Source organism: Gordonia phthalatica (genome assembly GCF_001305675.1).
Lineage (GTDB): Bacteria > Actinomycetota > Actinomycetes > Mycobacteriales > Mycobacteriaceae > Gordonia > Gordonia phthalatica.
In genome coordinates this window covers 799,905-823,658 of sequence record NZ_CP011853.1, presented here as the reverse complement: position 1 = coordinate 823,658, position 23,754 = coordinate 799,905, and the positions used below count along the sequence as shown (strand labels likewise).

16 protein-coding genes, 4 tRNA genes and 1 riboswitch are annotated in these 23,754 nt (G+C 68.2%); of the genes, 7 read left to right on the top strand and 13 right to left on the bottom strand.

All coding sequences use genetic code 11. The features are described from left to right. Positions 1–151: 151 nt before the first annotated feature. Positions 152–338: riboswitch (cyclic di-AMP (ydaO/yuaA leader) on the top strand. Positions 339–345: 7 nt separating this feature from the next. Then, on the top strand, positions 346–972 hold the full coding sequence (locus tag ACH46_RS03825; protein WP_062391756.1) for a transglycosylase family protein: 627 nt from the start codon (positions 346–348) through the stop codon (positions 970–972). A 166-nt stretch (positions 973–1,138) separates the two neighbouring features. Here ACH46_RS03825 and ACH46_RS03820 read toward each other — a convergent pair whose 3' ends face one another. Further along, the gene (locus ACH46_RS03820) at positions 1,139–1,318 is read right to left on the bottom strand and encodes a hypothetical protein (RefSeq protein ID WP_120298690.1); all 180 of its coding nucleotides are present in this window, start codon (positions 1,316–1,318) and stop codon (positions 1,139–1,141) included. A gap of 46 nt (positions 1,319–1,364) precedes the next feature. Between ACH46_RS03820 and ACH46_RS03815 the strand changes: the two genes are divergently transcribed. Beyond that, a complete protein-coding gene (locus ACH46_RS03815; RefSeq protein ID WP_062391755.1) occupies positions 1,365–3,701 on the top strand; it encodes a helicase-associated domain-containing protein in 2,337 nt (778 codons plus the stop codon). A gap of 62 nt (positions 3,702–3,763) precedes the next feature. Beyond that, the gene (locus tag ACH46_RS03810) at positions 3,764–5,416 is read left to right on the top strand and encodes a DNA repair helicase XPB (RefSeq protein WP_062391754.1); all 1,653 of its coding nucleotides are present in this window, start codon (positions 3,764–3,766) and stop codon (positions 5,414–5,416) included. A gap of 31 nt (positions 5,417–5,447) precedes the next feature. Here the strand turns inward: ACH46_RS03810 and ACH46_RS03805 are convergent, their stop codons facing one another. Next, on the bottom strand, positions 5,448–6,605 hold the full coding sequence (locus ACH46_RS03805; protein WP_062391753.1) for a pyridoxal phosphate-dependent aminotransferase: 1,158 nt from the start codon (positions 6,603–6,605) through the stop codon (positions 5,448–5,450). 33 nt (positions 6,606–6,638) lie between these two features. Continuing rightward, positions 6,639–7,079 carry a hypothetical protein gene (locus ACH46_RS03800; RefSeq protein ID WP_062394934.1) on the bottom strand — a complete coding sequence of 147 codons (441 nt, stop codon included), beginning with the start codon at positions 7,077–7,079 and terminating at the stop codon, positions 6,639–6,641. Positions 7,080–7,190: 111 nt separating this feature from the next. On the opposite strand from ACH46_RS03800, the gene ACH46_RS03795 reads away from it, so the two are divergent. Continuing rightward, complete coding sequence (locus ACH46_RS03795; RefSeq protein WP_062391752.1) at positions 7,191–7,823, top strand: alpha-ketoglutarate-dependent dioxygenase AlkB; 633 nt, start codon at positions 7,191–7,193, stop codon at positions 7,821–7,823. A gap of 198 nt (positions 7,824–8,021) precedes the next feature. Here the strand turns inward: ACH46_RS03795 and ACH46_RS03790 are convergent, their stop codons facing one another. From ACH46_RS03790 to ACH46_RS03755, 8 genes are all read right to left on the bottom strand, one after another. Beyond that, positions 8,022–8,897, bottom strand: coding sequence for an oxidoreductase (locus ACH46_RS03790; RefSeq protein WP_062391751.1), 876 nt, complete (start codon positions 8,895–8,897; stop codon positions 8,022–8,024). 2 nt (positions 8,898–8,899) lie between these two features. After that, on the bottom strand, positions 8,900–10,639 hold the full coding sequence (locus tag ACH46_RS03785; RefSeq protein WP_226995753.1) for an adenylate/guanylate cyclase domain-containing protein: 1,740 nt from the start codon (positions 10,637–10,639) through the stop codon (positions 8,900–8,902). Positions 10,640–10,701: 62 nt separating this feature from the next. Next, complete coding sequence (locus tag ACH46_RS03780; protein WP_062391750.1) at positions 10,702–11,256, bottom strand: YceI family protein; 555 nt, start codon at positions 11,254–11,256, stop codon at positions 10,702–10,704. Positions 11,257–11,405: 149 nt separating this feature from the next. Next, positions 11,406–12,569: a zinc-binding dehydrogenase gene (locus tag ACH46_RS03775; protein WP_062391749.1), complete on the bottom strand. Its 1,164-nt coding sequence runs from the start codon at positions 12,567–12,569 to the stop codon at positions 11,406–11,408. A gap of 103 nt (positions 12,570–12,672) precedes the next feature. Beyond that, on the bottom strand, positions 12,673–15,495 hold the full coding sequence (locus ACH46_RS03770; protein ID WP_226995752.1) for a hypothetical protein: 2,823 nt from the start codon (positions 15,493–15,495) through the stop codon (positions 12,673–12,675). A gap of 179 nt (positions 15,496–15,674) precedes the next feature. Continuing rightward, a tRNA-Phe gene (locus tag ACH46_RS03765) sits at positions 15,675–15,748 on the bottom strand. Positions 15,749–15,776: 28 nt separating this feature from the next. Continuing rightward, positions 15,777–15,850: transfer RNA gene (locus ACH46_RS03760), tRNA-Asp, on the bottom strand. A gap of 45 nt (positions 15,851–15,895) precedes the next feature. Then, positions 15,896–15,968: transfer RNA gene (locus ACH46_RS03755), tRNA-Glu, on the bottom strand. A 161-nt stretch (positions 15,969–16,129) separates the two neighbouring features. On the opposite strand from ACH46_RS03755, the gene ACH46_RS03750 reads away from it, so the two are divergent. Next, positions 16,130–18,046 (top strand): potassium transporter Kup, encoded by a 1,917-nt coding sequence (locus tag ACH46_RS03750; protein ID WP_062391747.1) that lies wholly within the window; start codon positions 16,130–16,132, stop codon positions 18,044–18,046. A 344-nt stretch (positions 18,047–18,390) separates the two neighbouring features. Continuing rightward, positions 18,391–19,218, top strand: a complete 828-nt coding sequence (locus ACH46_RS03745) for an ABC transporter six-transmembrane domain-containing protein (RefSeq protein ID WP_062391746.1) — start codon at positions 18,391–18,393, stop codon at positions 19,216–19,218. 317 nt (positions 19,219–19,535) lie between these two features. On the opposite strand, the gene ACH46_RS03740 is transcribed toward ACH46_RS03745, so the two are convergent. Then, a tRNA-Lys gene (locus ACH46_RS03740) sits at positions 19,536–19,608 on the bottom strand. Between the two features lie 178 nt (positions 19,609–19,786). Between ACH46_RS03740 and ACH46_RS03735 the strand changes: the two genes are divergently transcribed. Next, positions 19,787–22,834, top strand: a complete 3,048-nt coding sequence (locus tag ACH46_RS03735; RefSeq protein WP_062391745.1) for an MMPL family transporter — start codon at positions 19,787–19,789, stop codon at positions 22,832–22,834. Here ACH46_RS03735 and ACH46_RS03730 read toward each other — a convergent pair. Further along, positions 22,831–23,721 (bottom strand): alpha/beta fold hydrolase, encoded by an 891-nt coding sequence (locus ACH46_RS03730; RefSeq protein WP_062391744.1) that lies wholly within the window; start codon positions 23,719–23,721, stop codon positions 22,831–22,833. The two genes, ACH46_RS03735 and ACH46_RS03730, sit on opposite strands and share 4 nt — an antisense overlap. Positions 23,722–23,754 lie beyond the last annotated feature (33 nt).

Sequence of the window (23,754 nt, the reverse complement as noted above, 5' to 3'; positions counted from 1 at the left end):
GAATCGCAGTGCTACCCGCGCGTTAACCGAGTCTGAAGCAACGGGTGACCCAGCCGTTCGAACGACGTAGTGTTCATGACGGTCGTCGACCCGGCGATCACCCGAAGAACTGTTCCACCGGTCGCGCCCAGCCTCGCTTCCGCCGGTGGAGCAACCTCAAATGCAGTTTCAGGAGCGAGGACGGGGGACCCAACATCCCTTGAGGAACCGGCCGATCGACTCGTCGAACGGCCTTGGGGTTAAGTCCCGACAGCGTCACATCCAGTGATGCCAGCGGGGCCGAGCACCTCTCGCTCGAACCCGACAGCTCACCTCGTAGGCGCGTGGAGAGAGGAAAGAACTTCTATGTCCGGACGTCACGCCAAGCAGACGACCAATACCAAGACTTTCGCCAAGATCGCAGTCACCGCCGGCATCATCGGCGGCGGCGCAGGAGTCACCCTCCTGGGCGCAGGCCACGCTTCGGCCGCAACGGACGCCGAGTGGAACCAGGTTGCACAGTGCGAGTCCGGCGGCAACTGGGCCATCAACACCGGCAACGGCTACCAGGGCGGCCTGCAGTTCAGCCCGAGCACCTGGGCGGCCCACGGCGGCACCCAGTACGCTCCGAGCGCCGACCAGGCCACCCGCGAGCAGCAGATCGCCATCGGCGAGCGCGTCCTGGCGACCCAGGGCAACGGCGCATGGCCCACCTGCGGCGGCGTCCTCTCGGGCCCCACCCAGCGCACCGCGCCGAAGACCGCTCCGGCCAACCCGCTGGCTCCGAAGCAGCAGGAGTCGCCGGCTCCGAAGACCTCGGACGCCAAGACCTCCGATGAGGCCAAGAGCCAGGTCGACGACGCGGTCAACAACAAGAACGTGAACCCGGCCGTGAAGAACGCCTGGACCGCTGCGAAGAACTCGGGCTTCAACCTGAGCCCCGATCAGCTCAAGCTGTACAACCAGAACAAGGGCCTGCTCAACCTCCTCTGAGTCTGAGCACTCTGATCTGACGACGAAGACCCCCGCTCCGGCGGGGGTCTTCGCGTATGCGAGGTCGGGTCATGGTGCAGAGTTCGTCTCCGCGCGCGCCGACTCTCCCCATAGACACGAAAACCGGCCGGACCTCACGGTCCGGCCGGTCAGAGCGTCGTTCAGATCAGCGGTTGACGACGGTCTTCGCGTGAATGTAAGGCAGGTCGTCCACCGGCTTCGGGAACTCGGTGTCGCCGAACGGCGAAAGCGCTCCGGCGAGGTGCGCGACGAGTTCGGTCACCGCGTGCTGATCACCGATCTCGGTCGGCCAGCCGTTGTCCACATATCCAGTCTTCTTAGCCACGGCCTCATTGTGCCATGCCCGCCTCACCAGCGGTAAAGTTGGCCGAATGAGCCCAGACCTGCCGCTGCGCGGTCTGGCCGACGACCTGAGCACGCGGTCCGACGACGCCCTCGCGGACCTGCTGATCGCCCGGCCCGATCTCGCGTCTCCTCCTCCCCGCGGCACCGGTGTCCTCGCAGCTCGTGCACTGTCCGCGGCGTCGATCTCCCTGGCGGGCGAGAACCTCGATCTGCTCTCCGTCGCCGTACTCGAGACCTTCCTCGATGCCGCCGCCGAGATCGGTGAACGCAAGGAACTGCTCGGTCCCATCGGTCGCGACGAGGTGGTCGCCCGCCTCGGCAAGCGCGCCCTCCGCGCGGACGTCGACGCCCGCCTCGACGCGCTCGTCGCCGCGGGCCTCCTGTGGGGCACCGGACCGCTCAAACGCGGCAGGCACACGCACTGGTTGGGCGGCGCGCACCTGCCCACCGCGCTCCCCTGGCGCGCCAACCACCTGCTCGGTCCGATGGCCTCCCTGACACCCGATGAGATCCGCGCCCGCGTCGACGGCGCAGGCGATCGTCCCCGTGAACTGCTCGCGACGCTCGCCCAAGGGCCCGCCCTCGGCCGCAGCCGCGACGCCGCACCGGACGCCGACCCGTCGGCCCCGGTGCCCACTCTCATCTCTCTCGGCTTGCTGGCGCGGGTCGACGAGCAGACCGTCGAGCTGCCGCCGCAGGTGGGTCAGATCCTCCGCGACCAGCCGCCGCTGCTCACCGCCTCCCTACGACCGCCTGCCCTCACCGATCCGGACGTCCCCGGGCGGTTCGACGCCGACACCGTCGACGCCGCGGGCGCCGGTGAAGCGCTGGAACTGCTCCGGCACGCCGGCGACCTGATCGAGGCGCTCGGCGCCGCGCCCGCCGCCCTGCTGCGCTCCGGTGGCCTCGGCATCCGCGAGCTCCGTCGGCTCGCGAAGACCACCGCGCTGTCGGTGCCCCGCGTCGGACTGCTCGTCGAACTCCTCGCGCGGCAACGGCTGCTCGACGGCGGCGTCCCCGACCTCTCGGACCTCGACTACACCGCCGACGATGTCTTCGCTCCCACCACCGCCGTCGACGCGTGGGCGCACCACCCCACGGAACAGCGCTGGCTGGGCATGGCGCGCGCCTGGCTGCAGCTGCCCCGCCGCCCCTGGCAGATCGGCGGCACCGACCGCGACGGCAACACCCTGGCGGCGTTGTCGTCCGAGCTCTACGACGCGACCGCCGCGGCCTCCCGCCGCGCCGTCCTGAGCCCGCTGCTCGACGCCGAACCCGCGCACCCGGTATCGGTCGACGCCCTGGTGGCGGCCCTCGGCTGGCGGCATCCGCGGCAGTTGCGGCGCATGACCCGGCACACGGTGGCCGAGACCCTCCGGGAGGCCACCGAGCTCGGACTCGTGGCGCACGGTTCGCTCACGACCGCCGGCCGCGCGCTGTTGGCCGCACCCGTCGACGATGAGGCGCCGACCGACGTCCTCGCAGCGATGGAGGCCGCCCTCCCGGAGCTGATCGACTACTTCCTGGTGCAGGCCGACCTCACCGTCATGGTCCCCGGCCCCCTGCAGCCCGACACCGCCGACCGGCTGCGGCTGCTGGCCGACCTGGAGTCCGGCGGTGCCGCGTCGATGTACCGCGTCACCGAGGACAGCGTGCGGCGCGCCCTCGACACCGGCCGGAGCAGCACCGAGATCGGCGCCTTCCTCGCCGAGCACTCGCACACGCCGGTCCCCCAGTCTCTGACCTATCTGATCGAGGACGTCGCTCGACGGCACGGCCGCCTGCGCGTGGGCGTCGCCGCGTCGTTCATCCGGTGCGACGACACCGCGACCCTGACCGAGGTGCTGCAGAGCGAGGCCGCCGCCGACCTCTCCCTCCGTGCGCTGGCACCGACGGTCGCGGTCTCCGTCGCACCGTTCCGCGAAGTGGTGGACCGCCTTCGCGAGGCGGGTTTCGCGCCGGCAGGCGAGGACTCGTCGGGCGCTCTGATCGACCTGCGCAGTCGCGGCGTCCGCGTCCCGACGCGCACGCACGGGGCCGGTCCCACACCGCGTCGCTCGGGCATCGGCCCCGGGCAGGCGCACGCGGTGGTCTCACGGATGCGGACCGCCGACCGCGCGGCCGGGCCGGTCTCGGCGACCGCCTCGGGTGCCGCGGGCGAGACCGTCTCCGCGCTCATCCAGCTCGCGCTGCGAACCGGTCGACGACTGCGGATCGGCTACGTGGACGCGCAGGGCTCGGCCAGCCGCCATGTGCTGCACGCGCGTTCACTGGCGGCCGGACAGCTGGTGGCCGACGAGGACGGCGGCGTGGAGGGCCTCCACTTCCCCCTCCACCGCATCACCCGCGTCGAAGTGCTGTGACCTGCGGGCCTTCCGGCCGGGGCTGACTGGCCGCGACCGCGTCCGACCTGGACAATGGACGGGTGACTGACGGACCGCTCATCGTGCAATCGGACAAGACCCTCCTGCTGGAGGTGGACCATCCGGGGGCGGCCGCCGCCCGCGCGGCCATCGCGCCGTTCGCCGAACTGGAACGCGCGCCCGAGCACGTCCACACCTATCGAGTCACGCCGCTGGCCCTGTGGAACGCGCGCGCCGCCGGGCACGACGCCGAGCAGGTGGTGGACGCCCTGGTCACCCACTCCCGGTTCCCGGTGCCGCAGCCGCTGCTGGTGGACATCGTCGACACCATGGGCCGCTTCGGCCGGCTGCAACTGGTCAAGAGCCCCGCGCACGGCCTCACCCTGGTGAGTCTGGACCGCGCCGTGCTCGAGGAGATCCTCCGGCACAAGAAGGTCGCGCCGATGCTGGGTGCGCGGATCGACGACGACACGGTGGTCGTGCATCCGTCCGAGCGCGGTCGCCTGAAGCAGATCCTGCTGAAGGTGGGCTGGCCCGCCGAGGATCTCGCCGGGTACGTCGACGGCGAGGCGCATCCGATCGCGCTGGAGCAGGACGACTGGGAGCTGCGCGACTACCAGGAGCTCGCGGCCGACTCGTTCTGGGCGGGCGGGTCCGGCGTCGTCGTGCTGCCGTGCGGTGCGGGGAAGACGATGGTCGGTGCGGCCGCGATGGCCAAGGCCGCCGCCACCACGCTGATCCTGGTCACCAACACGGTCGCCGGGCGTCAGTGGAAGCGCGAGCTGATCGCGCGCACCACCCTCACCGAGGAGGAGATCGGCGAGTACTCCGGTGAGCGCAAGGAGATCCGCCCGGTCACCATCGCCACCTATCAGGTGATGACCCGCAAGTCGAAGGGCGTCTACAAGAACCTCGACCTCTTCGACTCCCGCGACTGGGGCCTCATCATCTACGACGAGGTGCATCTGCTGCCCGCCCCGGTCTTCCGGATGACCGCCGACCTGCAGTCGCGCCGACGCCTCGGCCTCACCGCCACCCTGGTCCGCGAGGACGGCCGCGAGGGCGACGTCTTCAGCCTGATCGGCCCTAAGCGGTACGACGCCCCATGGAAGGACATCGAGGCGCAGGGCTGGATCGCTCCCGCGGAGTGCATCGAGGTCCGCGTGACGATGACCGACGAGGAACGCCTGCAGTACGCCGTCGCCGAGCCGGAGCTGAAGTACAAGCTCTGCTCGACGGCCCATTCCAAGGTCCGCGTGGTGCGCTCCATCCTGGAGCGGCATCAGGGGTCGCAGACGCTCATCATCGGCGCCTACATCGACCAGCTCGAGGAGCTGGGCCGCGAGCTCGACGCGCCCGTCATCCAGGGATCGACGCGGAATGCGGAGCGCGAGAAGCTCTTCGACGCCTTCCGTCGCGGAGAACTGCAGACCCTCGTGGTGTCGAAGGTCGCCAACTTCTCCATCGACCTGCCCGAGGCGTCCGTCGCCGTGCAGGTGTCCGGCACCTTCGGATCCCGGCAGGAGGAGGCCCAGCGCCTCGGCCGTCTGCTGCGCCCGAAGGCCGACGGCGGCCAGGCGCACTTCTACTCCGTGGTCTCCCGCGACAGCCTGGACGCTGACTACGCCGCCCACCGTCAGCGCTTCCTCGCCGAGCAGGGCTACGCCTACCGGATCGTCGACGCCGACGACATCGTGGGCCCCGAGCTGCCGTAGCGCCCCACGCTGGTCGGGTCGAGGGATTCGCTCAGCCCAGCCGACGCAACCGCTCCGCGGCCTCGGCGATCACCTCGTCGCGTTTGCAGAACGCGAAGCGGACCAGATGGCCCCAGGTCGCGGTGTCGTCGACGAAGGCCCTGACGGGGACCGCGGCAACGCCGACCTTCTCCGGGAGCTCGCGGCAGAAGGCGGCACCGTCGATGTAGCCGAGCGGACGCGGATCCGCGCAGACGAAGTAGCCGGCCTCGCTGCGGTGGACGCCGAAGCCCGCCGAGCGCAGGGCGTCGGACAGCACCGTGCGCTTGCGTTCGAGTTGCTGGGCGTTGCCCCGCACCCACTCCATCTCGTTCCGCAGGGCGTGCGCGACAGCCGGCTGGAACGGGCCGCTGCCCACGTACGAGAGGAACTGCTTGGCGGCACGGGCCGCGGCGACGAGCTCGGCGGGGCCGGTGACCCACCCGACCTTCCAGCCGGTGCAGCTGAAGGTCTTGGCGGCGCTGGAGATCCGGAGCGTGCGCTCGGCCATGCCGGGCAGGGTGGCGATCGAGTGCTGGGTGCGGCCGTCGAAGAGCAGGTGCTCGTACACCTCGTCGGTGATCACGACGACGTCGTGCTCGGCGGCGAGGCGAGCGACCTCGGCGAGGTCGTCGTCGCCCAGGACCGTCCCGGTGGGATTGTGCGGCGAATTGATCAGCACCGCCGCGGTGTTCGGGCCGAATGCTGCCGCGAGGGCGTCACGGTCCAAGACGAAGCCGTCGCCGTCGGGCACCAGCGGCACCGTCTTGCGAACACCTCCCGCGAGCGCGATGCAGGCGGCGTACGCGTCGTAGTACGGCTCGATCATCACCACTTCGCGGCCCGGCTCCACCAGCCCGAGCAGAGCTCCCGAGATGGCCTCGGTGGCGCCGACGGTCACCAGGACCTGGGTGTCCGGGTCCAGGTCGATGCCGTACTGCTCGCGCTCGTGCTCGGCGACCGCGTGCCGCAGCTCGGGGATTCCGATGCCCGGCGGGTACTGGTTGTCGCCGCTGTTGATCGCATCGACGGCCGCAGCGAGCATCGACGCGGGACCGTCGGTGTCCGGGAAACCCTGACCGAGATTGATCGCGTCGTGCTTCACGGCCAGCGCCGACATCTCCGCGAAGATGGTGGACGTGAACGGGCGCATGCGATCGACGAGTGGCATGCATCCAGATTCGCACACGCCGCCCGGCGGTCGTCAGCGGATGTTCGCGACGCCGCTACAGCGCGGTGCACCGAACGTGAGGAGGCCGCGGTTGAGGCCGGTCGTCGTGATCCGCACCGGACCGGCACCGGAGTCGACCTCAGCGACGTACGAGTTGCCGCTCAGATTGTGCGCGATCGTCACCGGCACCCGCCCCTTCTGGCCGGTGCGGAGGTTGTGCCAGTTCAGGGTGCCGTCCGTGGTGTAGCCGAAGAGGCTGGCACTACCCCAGAACGCGGCGAACTTTCCGGGACCGTCCTGGTCTACCCGGACGCCGCCGTTGTACGGGATGTCGACGACGTTCGGACTCAGTCCGATGCAGTGCTGCGCGACGTACTGCGACGAGACCGGCCGTGCCTCCGCGGCGCCGGGCACTCCGACGGCGGCGAGCGCTCCGACGCCCGCGACGGTCGCTGCGATTCGAGTGAGTTTCACGGTCTCCTCCCAGGTGTTGTCCGTCACCCGGGATGTCGTCTGAACGAGCGACATAGTTAGCCGGCGTCCAAACTCTAGAACACACGTTCGATCATCCGGTATTCTCGGAGCATGACCACCGGGGTGCAGGCATCGCTGTTCGACGCCGTGTCCACCGACGCGCCCGCTCTCGCGCCGCTGCGCTCGGGTGTCGTCCGGCACGAGCTGACCGATGGCGCGTGGGTCGACGTCCGCCCCGGCTGGATCACCGGCTCACTCCCACTGTTCGACGCTCTCCGCGCCGACGTCCCGTGGCGTGCCGAGCGCCGACAGATGTACGAGCGGATGCTCGACGTCCCCCGTCTGCTCTCGTTCTACGACCAGAACGCCCCGCTGCCGCACCCGCTGATCGGCGTCGCGCGCGACGCGCTGAGCAGTCATTATCGAGCCGACCTGCCCGAAGGTTTCGCCACGTCGGGGCTGGCACTGTACCGCGACGGCGCCGACAGCGTCGCCTGGCACGGCGACCGGATCGGTCGCGGCCGGGACTGCGACACCCTGATCGGGATCGTGTCGCTCGGCTCGCCGCGCACCCTGCTGCTGCGTCCGCGCGGCGGCGGTCCGTCGCGCAAGTTCGTGCTCGGCTCGGGCGACCTGCTGGTCATGGGCGGGAGCTGCCAGCGAACGTGGGATCACGCCGTGCCGAAGTCGCCGGGCGCGGGCCCGCGGATCAGCATCCAGTTCCGGCCGCACGGAGTTCGGTGACTATCCCTGAGTCCTGCAGGAGAGAGGTTGCGGCACCATCTGTCGACCAGTGGCACCACTTGTGTTTCCCGCACTCAGTCGCGACCGAGTGCGAGAAACACAAGTGGTGCGACTCGCCGACAAGTGGTGCGGGGAAGGCCGCGTCGTCCGGCGAACTGCCGACGTCAACCTTCTGATCACCGGAAATCAGTCAACTTGTCAGGCGGGCACGTCGACGGTGACGCCGGTCAGCTTCTCCGACACCGCCCACAGCTTGTCGCGGACCGACTGGTCGTCGACGATCGAGCGGTAGCGCGCCGGAGACGGCCCGCCGCGCAGCACCAGGCTCGGTCCCCAGTAACTGCCGTTGGGAACGTCCGCGGTCGCGGCGTACAGCGACGGCAGCGCCCCCTGGTCGGCGGGCTGCCCGACGCGAAGCAGCGCACCGGCCTTCATCAGATAGTCGACCGGCGTCTCCGAGTGACCCATCAGTTCGGTCGCGGCGTAGCCGGGGTGGGCGACGACCGACCGCAGGCTCGAACCGGCGGCCGTGATCCGACGCGCCAACTCTTGCGCGAAGACCAGGTTGGCGAGCTTCGAGTCCCCGTAGGCGGCCCACCGGTTGTAGCGTCGCCGTTCCCAGTTCAGGTCGTCGACGCGGACGCTGCCACCCAGGTGCGCCAGCGACGAGAGCGTCACCACCCGCTCGGTCAGCTTCGGCAGCAGCAGCCCGGTGAGCGCGAAGTGCCCGAGATGGTTGGTGCCCATCTGCATCTCGAAGCCGTCGGCGGTCCGCCGCAACGGCAGCGCCATCACGCCGGCGTTGTTGATGAGGACGTCCACGGCGTCGACGGTGCCGGCGAACTCGCGGACCGAAGAGAGGTCCGCCAGATCCAGGTGGGCGACGGTGGCGGCCGAACCGATCCGATCGGCGACGACGGCCGCCTTCTCGAGGTTCCGGCACGCGAGGGTCACCCGGGCACCGCGCGCGGCGAGGACGGCGGCCGTCTCGGCGCCGAGGCCGCTGTTGGCACCGGTGATCACGAACCGGCGACCGTGCTGGTCGGGAATGCGGTCGGGCGACCATCCACTCATCGTCAGTGCTCCTTCGGTGCGGACCGCGCGGTCCGCTCTCGTGGCTTGCCGAACTTCACCAGTTCGGAGAGCACACTACCCAGCGACGGCGGCTGGGCCGGGACCAGGAGTTCGCGCGGCGCGAAGACCTCGGTGGCCTCCGGCCGTCCGCGGAGGGTGATCCGGTCGACGCGACGCCACCGCGCCGTCTCATCGGCATCAGCCGCGTCGACCGTCTGCCCGCTGGCGAGGATCGGCGAGTGCCCCTCCTTGGCCCGGTCGGACAGGCGGGCGCTCTCGTTGACCGGATCACCGATGACGGTGTACTCGTAGCGGGTCCGTGCACCGATGTTGCCTGCGAAGACCTGCCCGTACGAGACGCCCATCCCCCACTCCAGGGGCAGCTTCTCGCCGAGCGCCTCGCCCAGGGCTCGGGCCGCGGCCAACGCGGACTGGGCTGCGTTGTCCAGGGGTGCGGGCGCACCGAAGATCATCAGTGCGGCGTCGCCCTCGAACTTGTTGATGAAGCCGCCGTGCTGCTCCACCACCTCGGCGACGATCGAGAAGAAGGCGTTCAGGACCACCGCCGTCTCCCGCGGGTCGCGGTGCGCCGCGAACGACGTCGAACCGGTGATGTCGACGAAGATGACGGCCACGTCGGAGTTGGCTCCGACGAGTTCCCCGCCGTGCTCCAGGGCCAGGTCGGCGACGCCGACGCCGACGTGACGGGAGAAGATCTCGCGCATGCGGTCGCGTTCCTCCAGACCCTCGAGCATGCTGTTGAAACCGTCCTGCAGGACACCGATCTCCGACGAGTCGTACACCGCGACGCGGCGGGTCAGGTCGCCCTCGCCGGCAGCTTTGACGACCTCGGTCATCTCGGTGAGCGGATCACGGAACGCACGGCCCACCAGCCCCACCACGCGGCCGCCGGAGGCCAGCGCGATGAACGCGAGGAAGGCGATCGGCCAGTCGAAGTGGTCGTCGAGCACGCCCGGCACGATGTTCATGGCGCGGCCGACGATGATCGAGAGCATGCCGAGCATCGGCACCGCCGACGACACCACCCAGATCACGAGCATCCGTTCGCGGACGCCGTGCATCACGTCGGCCATCGCACGGCCGCCGAGCGCCAGGACCACCAGCGGCCGGACGGCGCTCTCGATGAACATGTAGTTCAGGCACGCGGAGGTGACGGCGGCGAACAGGAAGGCGACGAGCATCGCCAGCAGAAAGGTCTGGGCCGCTCCGGAGAGGATCACGTACACGACGTAGGCGGCGAGCCAGCCGCAGACGTCGGCCTGCGCCACCCGCATCGGTATCACTTGGATCTTGCGGCGGCGTTCGTCGTCGGCGACGTCGCCGGTCACGAACCAGTCCATCTGCGGCCGCAGGAACAGCAGCGAGATGACGATGCTGACCACCAGACCGACGATGGTCGAGAGGATCACCGCGATCATGCCGGGGTCGCCGTTGCCCGCGTGGAGGGTGAGCTCGCCCCCGCTGAACGCGAGCATCACCGCGACGAAGGTCTCGATGCTGATCAGGATCTTGGCGCCGCCGACGATCGTGCCGCCGAGCATCAACGCCCGGGCGACGATCCCGCGGCGCAGAGCCACGTCCATGTCGCGCCACTCCGAGGCGAGACGTTCACTGCCGCCGTCGACCAGTCGGCCGCCGAAATAGGCGACCTTCAGCCGGCGATCCACCCAGTCCGCGAAACGGTGGAGTTCCGCGCGTGTCTCAGTACGCAAACAGATCACCTCCCGGCCGTTGGAATCCCACTGAGATTACCCAACAACCGGGAGGCGATGAGGAGGAGCGATCAGGCTGCGAGACCCGCTTCGATCTCGAAGGTCAGCGAGATCTTGTCGCCGACCACGGTGCCGCCGGTCTCGAGGGGCATCTCGATGTCGATGCCGAAGTCCTTGCGGTTGATGACGGTGGTGGCCTCGAAGCCGGCGACGGGGCCGTGGCCCATGCCCGGGTTGACGCCGTTGAACTCCATCTTCAGGGTCACCGGCTTGGTGATGCCCTTGAGGGTGAAGTCGCCGGTGAGCTCGTAGTCGTCGCCCTTGGCGACGACGCCGGTCGAGACGAAGGTGGCGGTCGGGAACTTCTCGGCGTCGAAGAAGTCGGCCGACTTGATGTGGCCGTCACGCTGCTCGTTGCGGGTGTTGATCGAGGTCACGTCGATCTCGGCCTTCACCGAGGGGGTGCCGTCCTCGGCGATCTCGATGGCGCCCGAGAAGGTGTCGAACGTGCCGCGGACCTTCGAGACCATGAGGTGACGGACCGAGAAGCCGATGGTCGAGTGGACCGGATCGATGTTCCAGGTGCCGGCGGTCAGCTCGGTGGGGACGAGGGTTGCTGCAGTCATGCTGTTCTCCTTGAAGAGGTGATTCGGAAGGGCTTGTGAAGTTTTCGTCGGCACGTTCAGCGCCACACATGAAGCATAACCGGACCGCGGTCCGCTTGCTTCCCGATGTGACGACCTTCACACGACCTGCAGCACCGCTCCCCTTCCGATCACACCTCCACGACGTCGCTCTGCGGGTCGATGAGCACCTTGGCGTGGTGCTGCGCCGAGCCCAGCGCGTCGAAGGCCGCCGCCGTGCCGCCCAGGCCCACGGTCCCGGTCAGCAGCGGCTCGGGCCGCACCTTGCCGCGGGCGATCATGTGCAGCGTGTTGCGGAACTCCGCCGGGTCGTAGCCGAAGACGAACCGCAGGTCGATCTCCTTGTTGCCCGCCATCGCCGGCTGGAAGGTGTCGGGCTCCATGCACACGCCGACCACCACCACGCGCGACCGGAACGGCGCGCCGGTCACCAGGTCGTCGATCATGCCGGGCACGCCGACGCATTCGAAGACCACGGGGCCGCTCGGGGTCAGCGCCAACTTGTCCGCGACGCCCATCAGCGACCACCACGGGACGCCCGGGACGAACTGCAGAGCGTGCATGGCGTCGAAGGCCACCGAGAACAGGTCGCCGACGCGGGTGAAGTACTTGTCCTGCGCGGGTGTCACATCCCACGGGCTGTCGACCGCTGGGTCGACGACGATGTCGGCGCCGCACTCGCGGGCCAGGTCGCGCCGCAGCGCCGACAGGTCGCTCGCGACGACCGTCTTCACGCCCACGGCCTTGAGCATGAGGATCACCGCGAGGCCGATCGGCCCGCAGCCCACGACCACCGCGACGTCGCGCTTGCTCACGTCGCCGCGTCGCACCGCATGATGGGCGACGGCGAGCGGCTCGGTCAGGGCGGCGAGTTCAGGACGGAGCCCCTCCGGGACCGGCATCGCGAGGTCCTCCTGGACCACCATGTACTCGGCGTAGGCGCCGGGAGCCTGCGCGGACAGGCCCACCATCTCCACCTCGTCGTCGTGGCGGATGATCGGCAGAGCCACCACCGAGGTCCCCGGCTTCCAGCGCTTACGGCACTTGGGACCGTACGAGACCACCTCGCCGACGAACTCGTGCCCCATCACCACGCTCTGCGACGGTCGCATGAAGTTGTCGTAGCCGACCTTCTGCCCGATGTCGGCGGCGACATCGCCGTGCACGCGTGCATGCAGGTCGGAGCCGCAGATCCCGGCGCGCAGCACCTTGATCAGGACATGGCCGGGTCCCGGCTCCGGCATCTGGACTTCCTGGACGTCGAGCGAACCCTCGTGACACACCACAGCTTTCATGGGTCCACTCTAGAGTCGCGGGCCGGCCGCTTCCTACTGTCGGTCGGGCCCGGCGCGGGAGAGTCGATGGTCGACTCTGCGACCCGCCGCCGGCTGAGACGTCTCAGTCCTCGCTGCGGTGACGGGCCTTCCGCACCTGGTACGACGGATCCACATGGGGCCGCGGGAGCGTCGCCTCCGAGTCCGAGCCGGCGAAGCCGTCGCCCGGATGCTCTCCGGTCTCCCGGTTGATCCACGAGTGCTTGCTGTCGTCGGTCTCCGACGACAGGAACTGCGCGCGGGCTCCCTCGGAGGGTTCCGCGGCGGGCTGGTCGTGCGTCACTGCGCGGACCTCGTCGGGCACCTCGTCGATGTAGGTCTCGACTTCCTTCTCCACCACGCGCCGCACGATCACCGGCTTCTCGACGACGACGATCTGCTCGATCGGCTTCTCGACGATCTTCTCCACCTCGACGTAGACCGGCTTCTCGATCACCTTCTCGATGATGTGCTCCACCGGCTTCTCGACGATGCGCTCCACCACGTGGTCGACGCGCTTCTCGATGACGTTCTCGATGAGGACCGGGGTCTGCACGTTCTTGTCGAACTCGCGGCGGACTTCCTGCTCCACCACCTTCTCGACGATCTCCGGGCGTTCGACGATCTTCTCGACGATGTGCTCGACCGGCTTGTCGACCACCTTCTCGACCACGTTGGGGACCTCGACGATGCGCTCGACGATCCGGTCGACGGGCTGCTCAACCACCTTCTCGACCACGTTCGGTCGCTCGATGATGCGCTCCACCACCCGGTCGATCGGCTTCTCGACGATCTTGTCGACGATGTTCGGGACCTCGACGGTGCGCTCCACCACCCGGTCGACGGGCTTCTCGATGACCTGCTCGATCACGTTCGGGACCTCGACGATCTTCTCGACCGTGTGGTCAATCGGGGTCTCGACGATCTCCTCGACCATGTTCGGCGTCTCGACGATGCGCGTGACGGTGTGGTCGACGGACTTCTCCACCACTTCTTCGACGACGTTGGGGATCTCGACGACCCGCTCCACCACGCGGTCCACCGGCTTGTCCACCACGTGCTCGATCACGTGCGGGACCTCGACGACCTTCTCGACCACGTGGTCGACCGACTTCTCGACGACTTCCTCGACGACGTTCGGGACCTCGACGGTGCGCTGCACGGTGTGCTCCACCGGCTTCTCGACGATCTCCTCGATCAGCTCGGGCTTCTCGACCACGCGCTCGATGACGTGCTCCACCGGCTTCTCGACGATCTTCTCGACGACGTTCGGCTTCTCGACGATCCGCTCCACCACGTGGTCGACGTTCTTCTCGACCAGTTTCTCGGTGACGTTCGGGATCTCGACGACCCGCTCCACCTCGCGGTCGACGTCCTTCTCGATGACCTTCTCGACGACGTTCGGGACTTCCACGACGCGCTCGATGACATGGTCGACGGGGCGTTCGATGGGCTTGTCGACGATCTGCTCGACCACCACCTCGCGCTCCACCGGGACCTCCTTGATGGAGGCCTTCTCGTGAACGAGCTCGACTTCCTTCTCCACGACCTTCTCGACCGTCTTGTAGACGATCTTCTCGACCGGGATCTCGATCTCCTTCTCGACCACCGTCTCGGTGGCCGAGTCCTCGTCGCCCTCGACGACCTTCTCCACAACCTTTTCGACAGGCTTATAGACGATCTTCTCGACGGGGACCTCGATCTCCTTCTCGACGATCTTCTCGACGGGGACCTCGCGGATCACCTCGACGATCTTCTCGACGGGCTTCTCGATCACCTTCTCGACGATCGATTCGACGGGGATCTCCACCACCTTGTCGACGATGGTGACGATCGGCTTCTCCACCATGCGCTCGATGCTGATGGGCTTCTCTACCACGTCGTCGGTGATCTCGACGAGCAGTTTCTCCACCATGCGGGAGACTTCGGTGGGCCGCTCGACGATCTCGTCGACCACCGTCACCAGCAGCTTCTCGATGAGTCGCTGGATCTCGATCGGCTTGTCGACGATGTCGTCCAGGACGGTGACGACCGGCTTCTCCACCAGGCGGCGGATCTCGATCTCGGTGTCGACGATGTCGTCGTGCACGGTGACGATCGGCTTCTCGACGACGCGCGGCACCTCGACGGGCTTCTCGACGATCTCGTCGACCACCGTCACGACGGGCTTCTCGACGGCGCGGGAGATCTCGACGGGCTTCTCGACGATGTCGTCGACCACCGTGACCGCGGGCTTCTCCACCAGGCGAGAGATCTCGACAGGCTTCTCGACGATCTTGTCGGAGACCGTGACGACCGGGTGCTCCACCATGCGCGGGAGTTCGACAGGCTTCTCGACGATCTTGTCGACGACGGTGACGACCGGCTTCTCGACGATGCGCGGCAGTTCGACGGGCTTCTCGACGAAGTCGTCGACGAAGGTGACGGCGACTTCCTCCACCATGCGCGGGACGTCGACCGGCTTCTCGACGATGTCGTCGATCACGGTGACGACGGGCTTCTCGACCAGGCGGTGGAGGTTGACGGGCTTGTCGGCGATCTCGTCTTCGACGGTGACGACGGGTCGTTCGACGATGCGGGTGACGCTGACCGGCTTGTCGGCGATCTCGTCGACGACGGTCACGACCGGCTTCTCCACCAGGCGCGACACGGTGGCCGGCTTGTCGATGATGGTGTCGACGGTGTTGACCACCAGCCGCTCGACGATCCGTTCCAACGTGACCGGCTTATCGATCACCGTCTCGACCGGGTTCTCCACCAGTCGTTCGACTGTGTATCCACGATCGACGACGTTGTCGACAACGTTCAGCCCTGGCTCGTCCGCCTGCGGCGTCCCGTCGTTGGCCATCGCCCCTCCTCGTCCTGCGACTTCCTCACCGAAAACCCTTACACAGCGCGGCGAGAACAACTAACTGAACCCATAGATTACGCGGAGGAAGCGCTGTCGGCCGACTCACGACCGTCCCGCCGTCGGTTGAGCGGTGGAGCGGAGCCCCTCCCGCTGGTTGAGGGCGAGCCGAGCGCGTCGCCCCACCTCCAGAAACAAAAGAAGCCCACCGATTTCTCGGTGGGCTTCTTTCCAGAATGTGGCCAGAGTCGGGATCGAACCGACGACCTTCCGCTTTTCAGGCGGACGCTCGTACCAACTGAGCTACCTGGCCGAAGGCATCGGTAAAACCGAAACCAAAGCGACCCTGACGGGACTCGAACCCGCGACCTCCGCCGTGACAGGGCGGCGCGCTAACCAACTGCGCCACAGGGCCATATTCTGTTGTGTGCCTCGAAGACCTTAGCAGATCTTCGGTGCGTACCCCCTACGGGATTCGAACCCGCGCTACCGCCTTGAAAGGGCGGCGTCCTAGGCCGCTAGACGAAGGGGGCCGGTGTTCCTCGTTGGGAGCGAGACAAACTCTATGCGATCACTGCGCAAGAACACAAATCCGCTGCTCACCCCTTGTTTTCCGGTGATTAACCCGGGGTACGGAGCACCGCTCGGCCGCGACGTCCGACGGGCGTCGGGATCCGGGCGTAATCTCCGGTGAATGTCCTCAGACATCAGTGCGACGCCGACGGTCGCGCACCCGCTCCGCGCGGCCCTCGTCGTCGGCGCCCTCGGCGTGGTCTTCGGCGACCTCGGCACCAGCCCGATCTACACCGTCCAGACGGTCTTCGATCCGCACGACCCCCACCCGATCGCCCCGACGGTCGACAACGTGTACGGCGTCGTCTCTCTGATCTTCTGGTCGGTGATGATCATCGTGACCGTCACCTATGTCCTCCTCGCGATGCGCGCCGACAACGACGGCGAGGGCGGCATCCTCGCGCTGATGACCCTTCTGAAGCGGTGGATCACCGAGATCAACCCACGCGTGTTCGGCATCCTCGCCGGGCTCGGAGTCCTCGGCGCCGCCCTGTTCCTGGGCGACAGCATCATCACCCCGGCTATTTCCGTCCTCTCCGCCGTCGAGGGTCTGAAGGTGGTCGATCCGGCGCTGCACTCGTGGGTGGTGCCGCTGACTGCGGCCATCGTGTTCGTCCTGTTCCTGGCGCAGAAGTTCGGCAGTGGCCGGGTGGGCCGGTTCTTCGGTCCGGTGATGGTGCTGTGGTTCGCGGTGATCAGCATCCTCGGGATCCGCGGGATCACCACCGAGCCGGGGATTCTGCGCGCACTGTCACCGATGTACGCGTTCACGTTCGTGACGGGCCATTTCCACATCGCGTTCTTCGCGCTCGCGGCGGTCGTGCTGGCGGTGACCGGCGCCGAAGCCCTGTACGCCGACATGGGCCACTTCGGTCGACAGCCGATCTCGGTCGCATGGCTGTTCATCGTCGCGCCGGCGCTGACGCTCTGCTACCTCGGGCAGGGTGCGCTGGTGGTGCACGACCCGTCGAACCTCAGCGCCCCGTTCTTCCTTCTCAGCCCGGATTGGGCGCAGATCCCGCTCGTCGTGCTGACCACGATGGCGACGGTCATCGCCGCGCAGGCCGTCATCTCGGGAGCGTTCTCGGTCGCGGCGCAGGCGGCGCAGCTCGGCTACATGCCGCGCCTACGGCTGGTCCACACGTCCGACCGCCAGTACGGGCAGGTGTACGTGCCGTGGCTCAACTGGTTCCTGATGGTCTCGGTCATCACCCTGGTCTTCGCGTTCCGCAGCTCCGACGCCCTCGCGTACGCCTACGGCATGGCGGTCACCGGCACCATCGCCATCACCACGGTCCTGTTCTTCGTCGTCGCGCGGCACCGCTGGCACGCCCCGTGGTGGGCGCTGGTGCCGAGCGCTCTGATCCTGCTGACCGTCGACCTGCTGTTCTTCGGCGCCAACATCACCAAGTTCGTGCACGGCGCGTGGCTGCCGATGGTGATGGCGCTCGCCGCGTTCATCGTCATGACGACCTGGCGTCGAGGGCGACTGTTCGTCGGCGCGCGGCGCAGCACGCTCGAGGGTCCGCTCCCCGATTTCCTCGTCTCTCTCCGGTCCAGGCAGGGCATCGAGACCGTCGACGGCACGGCCGTGTTCCTCAACCGCGACCCGAAGTCGGCACCGCTGGCGTTCCGCTCCAATGTGGAGCACAACCGGGTCCGCCATCGTCACGTGCTGATCGTCGCCGTTCAAGTGGCGACCGTTCCGCGGATCGACGACGCCGACCGCTTCGTGAAGCGCGATCTCGGCGACGACAACCCCGGCATCGACGGTCTCACCATCCGGTTCGGTTACGCCGAGTCGCCCGACATCCCCGCGACTCTCGCCCGCTACCGCGACCTGCCCGCCGGCGTCGACCTCGACGGCGCCACCTATTTCCTCTCGACCGTGGAGATGCGCCTGAGCGACGAGCCCGGCCTGCCCACCTGGCGCAAGCGGGTGTTCCTCGCGAGCAGCCACGTGGCGTCCGACGCCAGCGACCACTTCAGCCTGCCGCGGGAGCAGCTCGTCGTACTCGGCGCGCGGATCCCGGTGTGAGCTGCGCCAAGACCAATTCGACTGCGTCCTCCGGCAGCCGCTCGGGCTGTCGTAGTTTCGTCCCAGGCTGGGCGAGTTCGCCGACGCGAGCTTGCGAGCGCTCGACGTGTATCGAGGCCCCGCATGACCGGCAGCGATGCAATCTTCGTCCCCCTGAGCACGATTCGCCGACAATATGCCCGGCAGCCGACATCACGGGGACGAAGATTGCATTACCCCCAAACGCGAGTCACCACTTCAGCCTGCCGCGGGAGCAGCTCGTCGTGCTCGGTGCGCGAATCCCGGTGTGACAGGCCTTCCGAACCCGGGTTCGGTTGTCCGACTTGCCCTCTACGCTTGTTCGCATGTGGTCAACATTCGGCGGACACCGCGCGCTGATCGGCACGTCGGTGCTCATGATGGCCGCCGAGGCGGTCGGCGCCGTCTTCGCTCCGTTTCTGATCGGCCTCGCGATCGACGACTACCTCGACGGCTCATACCGCGGGTTGATCACCCTCGGCATCGTCGGCCTCGCGACCGCCGCGCTCGCGACGGTTCGACGTCTGCTCGACGTCCGCCGGTACGCGCGGATCTACGAGCAGTTGAGCGCTGACAGCTACTCGGCCGACGCCGATCTCTCGACCAAGTCCGCCCGGCTGAACATGCTCCGCGAGGCTCTCGACTTCGTCGAGCACGGCCTTCCCATGATCGTCGCCGCGGTCGGTGCCTTCATCGGAACGCTGGTCTTCCTCGCCGCATTGAGCTTCCCGATCTTCCTCGCAGCCCTCGCGATGGCGGTCGTGATCCTGCTGGTCTACGCGATGTCCACCCGACGAACCCTGCGACTGAACCGGAAGCTCAACGACGAGTTCGAGCACCAGGTGGAGGTCCTGCAACTCGACGACCGCCCCAAGATCCGCAAGCACATCTCGATGCTGAACGTCTGGCAGATCAAACTGTCCGACCTCGACGCCTCCAACCTCGCCGTCGCCCTCGTACTGACCGTCGTGCTGCAGATCTTCGCCGCGATCGTCGCCGCGAAGGCCGGCATGGACGACGGCGCCCGCCTGGCGGTGATGCTGTACGTCTTCGAGTTCGCCGCCGTCTCCGAGATGCTTCCGGAGGCCTGGCAGGAATACCTCGGCGCCCGCGACATCGTCCGCCGCCTCGAGGGCCTGCCCGCGGAGGCGTAGCGCAAATTTCGTCCCTCTGAGCGAGGTTCGTCGGCAATATGTCAGGCGGGCGGCCATTCCCCAGGGTGGTCGAGTTCGCCGACGCGAGCTTGCGAGCGCTCGACGAGTATCGAGACCTCGTGCCGCGGGCTGGGTAGCGACCGGCGAAAACCACTGCGCCCCAGCGAAACTCACGGTCGTCGCGATACGCCGCGTGCTCGCTGCGCTCGCAGGCGGCACTCGACAAGCCTAGGGCAGTCCAGCCGGCTCGATCCGCGCCATCTGCTCCAGACAAAAGGCCAGACCGGGGAACCCATCCCCGGCCCGGCCTTTCACTGTGCCCCCAGTAGGGCTCGAACCTACGACCTGCGGATTAAAAGTCCGTAGCTCTACCAACTGAGCTATAGGGGCATGCCACGCGGAGCGCGACTTCAGGAAGTCTACGCGAACCGACCTGCGCCACATGCACGGCCTCGGCAGATCGTCGCGACTTTCAATGTGCCGAGCATCACCGTAGACCAATCGTTCTATGCAACTTATGGTTACACCTATTGCGCCGGGGCTCCGGCGCCGGAATCGAGGAGGAGCGATGGCTCACGGAACCAGCCGGACATTTACCGGCGTCGGACGTTTCGCGCATCGGCATGCCTGGTGGATCCTGGGATTCTGGATCGTGCTGGCGGCGGGACTGAACGTCGCCGTCCCCCAGCTCGAGGTCACGGTGTCGAAGACCTCCGCCGACTTCCTACCGTCGTCGCTGCCCGCCAACCAGCACCTCGAGCAGATGGCGCACGACTTCGGCGTCCCGCCGTCGAACGCCGTCAGCAGCGTGGTCCTGGTCGACGAGAAGGGCTTCGGCCCGCAGGACCGGGCCTACTACGGCCGCCTGGTGGACCGCCTCACCAAAAGCGACGACATCGCCTACCTGATCGACTTCTACGGAAAGCCGGTGACGCGGGAGTCGGCCGTCAGTCCTGACGGGAAGGCGGTGCACCTGCTGATCGCCGCCGAGGGATCGGTCGGCTCCACCCGCGCCCACCACGCCGCCCAGGGCATCCGCGCAGAGATCGACGCTGCGAAGCCGCCCGCCGGCCTGCAGACCTTCTACACCGGCCCCACTGCGACGCTCGCCGACCTGTTCTCCGCGATCGACTTCTCCCTGCTCATCATCACCGTGGTATCGATCCTGCTGATCTCGGTGATCGTCTTCGCCGTGTATCGCAAGGTGTCGACAGCGGCGGTCCCGCTGATCACCCTGGCGCTGGGCCTGGCGATCGCACGCCCGATCGCGTCGTTCCTCGGCGGCCACGGCTGGATCTCCATTTCCAACTTCACCATCGCGATCATGACGGCACTGGTGCTCGGCGCCGTCACCGACTACGCGATCTTCACCCTCGCCGCCTACCACGAGGGCCGTCGTCGCGACCTGCCCGTGGGCGACGCCGTCGCCGCAGCAAGCGGTCGCACCGCACCGATCCTCGTCGCGTCGGCCCTCACCATCGCCGTCGCCTCGGGCTCCATGATCTTCACGAAGATCGGCATGTTCCGCACCGCCGGCCCGCCGACGGCCATCGCCATCCTCACCGTGCTGGCCCTCGCGTTGACACTGCCGCCCGCCCTGCTGTCGCTCCTGGGACGACGCGGTCTCGCCGAACCCAGCCCGTCCACCGAGCGTCGGTGGCGTCACCGCGGCGCGACCATCATGCGCCGCGCGGGCGTCTACGCCGCGGCTTCGCTGGTCTTCCTCGTCAGTTGCGCCGCCCTGCTCCTGGGCCACCAGACCAACTGGGACGAGTCGTCGATGTTCGTGCACGCCAACGAATCCACCCGCGGGTACGACGAGGTCTACGACCACTACGGCGTCAACGCCGTCGCCACCGAGTACCTGATCGTCCGCGCCGACCACGACCTCCGCAACACCGCCGACCTGGCCGCCCTGGAACTCGCGGCCGACGCCGTGGCCCGACTCGACACCGTCGACTCCGTCCGCTCCATCACCCGTCCCGATGGCCGCCCCCTCGTCGAATCGGTCGCCGGCTACGTGCCCGGCCGAGTCGGGAAGGAGCTCGACGGCGCAGGGAGGCAGCTCGGCGATTCGCGCCCCGACCTGGTGCGTCTGGCCACCGGTGTCGACCAGCTCTCCGACGGCGCCGACGAGGCCTCCCGCCGGATGCCCGAACTCGTCGCGGGCACCGACCAGGTGGTGACGATGGCCGAAGGCGTCCTGGACTCCCTCGACGCCGCCGAAGCCGTCGTCGCCGCGGCGAGCGGCGGTCGGTCCGATCTGACCGACGCCACTGCCACCCTGCGGACCAGCCTCGACGCGGTCGGTCCCATCCTCGCCGACCTGCGCTCGGCCGCGTCGGCCGCGCAGCCGGCCATCGCCACGTTCGATCAGATCTTCGGCCCGCTCCTGCCCCGCCGCAGCACCGCCGCATGCACCGCGGATCCGCGGTGCGCCGCGGCCCGCATCGCCTTCGACCAGCTCGACCGCAGCACCGGCGGCCAAGCCCGGCGCACCCTGACCCAGTTGCGCGCCGCGGCTGCTGTGCCCGGCGAGGCCGCCGACCGTGCGGCCCGCTCGGCCGTCGCCCTGCGCGGACTCCTCGACCGGCTCCGCGGTCTGCTGGCCCAGCTCGACGGCCGCACCCCCGATCAGGTCCGCGCCGACCTGCAACGCCTGCGCTCCGGCGTCGGCGAGCTCTCGGCGGGCATCGACCAGCTGTCCGACGGCCTGCATCAGGTCAAGGACGGCACCGCGCAGATCACCGAGCTCACCGACAAGTTGCACGCCGGCCTCAAGCAGGCCACCGACTATCTCGGAGCCATGAGTGCGGCGACGTCCGACGGTCCCGGCCGCGGCTTCTACCTGCCGCCCGAGGCGATGACGAACCCGCGGATGGTGGAGGGCGGCAAGCTCCTCATCTCACCGAACGGGCACACCGCACGGATGATGGTGACCTGGAAGGTGAATCCGTACAGTCCGGAGGCGCTCGCCGCGAGCCGGCAGCTCGCCCCCGCCGCGACGGCCGCACTCGCAGGCACCGGACTGTCGAACGCGGAGGTCTCCAACACCGGCTTGGCGTCGCTGTCGGCCGACATGGACGATCAGCTCCGGCGCGACCTCCTCGTCTTCGGTCTTGCCGCCGTCCTCGCCGTGACGCTGGTGCTGATGATCCTGCTGCGCAGCATCGTCGCACCACTGGTGCTGGTCGCGACGGTCCTGCTCTCGTTCGCGGCGGTGATGGGCATCAGCACCCTGGTCTGGCAGCACCTGACCGGGATCCCGCTCGACTGGTCCGTCGCACCCGTCGCGGGCATGGCGTTGATCGCGGTCGGCGCCGACTACAGCATGCTGTTCGCGTCCCGGATCCGCGAGGAGTCCGTCGGCCGGGGCCTGAAGTCCGGAGTAATCCGCGGCTTCGGCAGCACCGGCAGCGTCATCACCACCGCCGGGCTGGTCTTCGCGATCACCATGTTCGCGCTCATGGCGGGCACCACGTTCAACCTGGTCCAGATCGGCTTCACCATCGGGCTCGGGCTGCTCCTCGACATCCTCGTCGTCCGGTCGGTGCTGGTCCCGGCGACCATCGCCGTGCTCGGCGACCGGATGTGGTGGCCGTCGAAGCCGGCCTAAACTGCCAGCGCGCTGCGGCTCACCGAGCGGACTGCGGCGGTGAACTCGGGAACGAACTTCTCGGCGCCGATCACGCAGCACGCGTGGCCGCCGGCGACGTCGAAGCGCTGCGCGCCGGGGATGCCGTCCACCAGCAGCTGCTGACGTTCGGGCTGCACGATCTTGTCATGAGTCGAGACGACGACGGCGGTCGGCGCGGTGATGTCCCCGAGCCAGTCGCGGGAGTCGAACCGCGCCATCGCCTCGGCGAAGGCGCCCTGCAAGCCGAGCGGCGTGGACGCCATCTGTGCCAGGGCCCACCGCACCGCGTTCCCGGACGAATTGTCGAGGGCGCGCTCGGACGGGGTCGGCAGAATCCGGTCGACGACGGTCAGGGCCCGTCCGATCCGCTGCTCCAGCAGCAGACGGTCCGGATCGATGCTCGAGAAGTACGGGCCGGTGGAGCACAGGACCAGGCCGGCCACGCGGCTCTGATGCCGCTGCCACGCCAGCTGCGCGATGCCGCCGCCCATCGAGAAACCGGCGGCGATGAACGAGTCGATGCCGAGGGCATCAGCGACGGCCACCACGTCGTCGGCGCAGTCGTCGAGTTCGAAGGTGTCGGACGCGATCCCGCGGCCATGGAGGCGGTGGTCCATCGTGATGACGCGGAAGTCTCGTTCCAACAGCGGAATCACCGGATACCAGCAGAGCAGACCGGTGGTGCTGACCGAGTGCAGGAGGAAGACGACGGGGCCGTCGGCCTTCCCGGAGTCGGTGATGTAGGTCTGTCCGCGACCCGGCAGGTCGAGTCGTCGTCCCGTGGGCAGTCCGGAGACCGGGCACGGGTGGACAGCATGACCGATGCCGCGACGCACGGTCGCGAAACGAGAACTCAGCGCAGACACGACACCAAACTACACTGCGAACGCCCGAGAAGT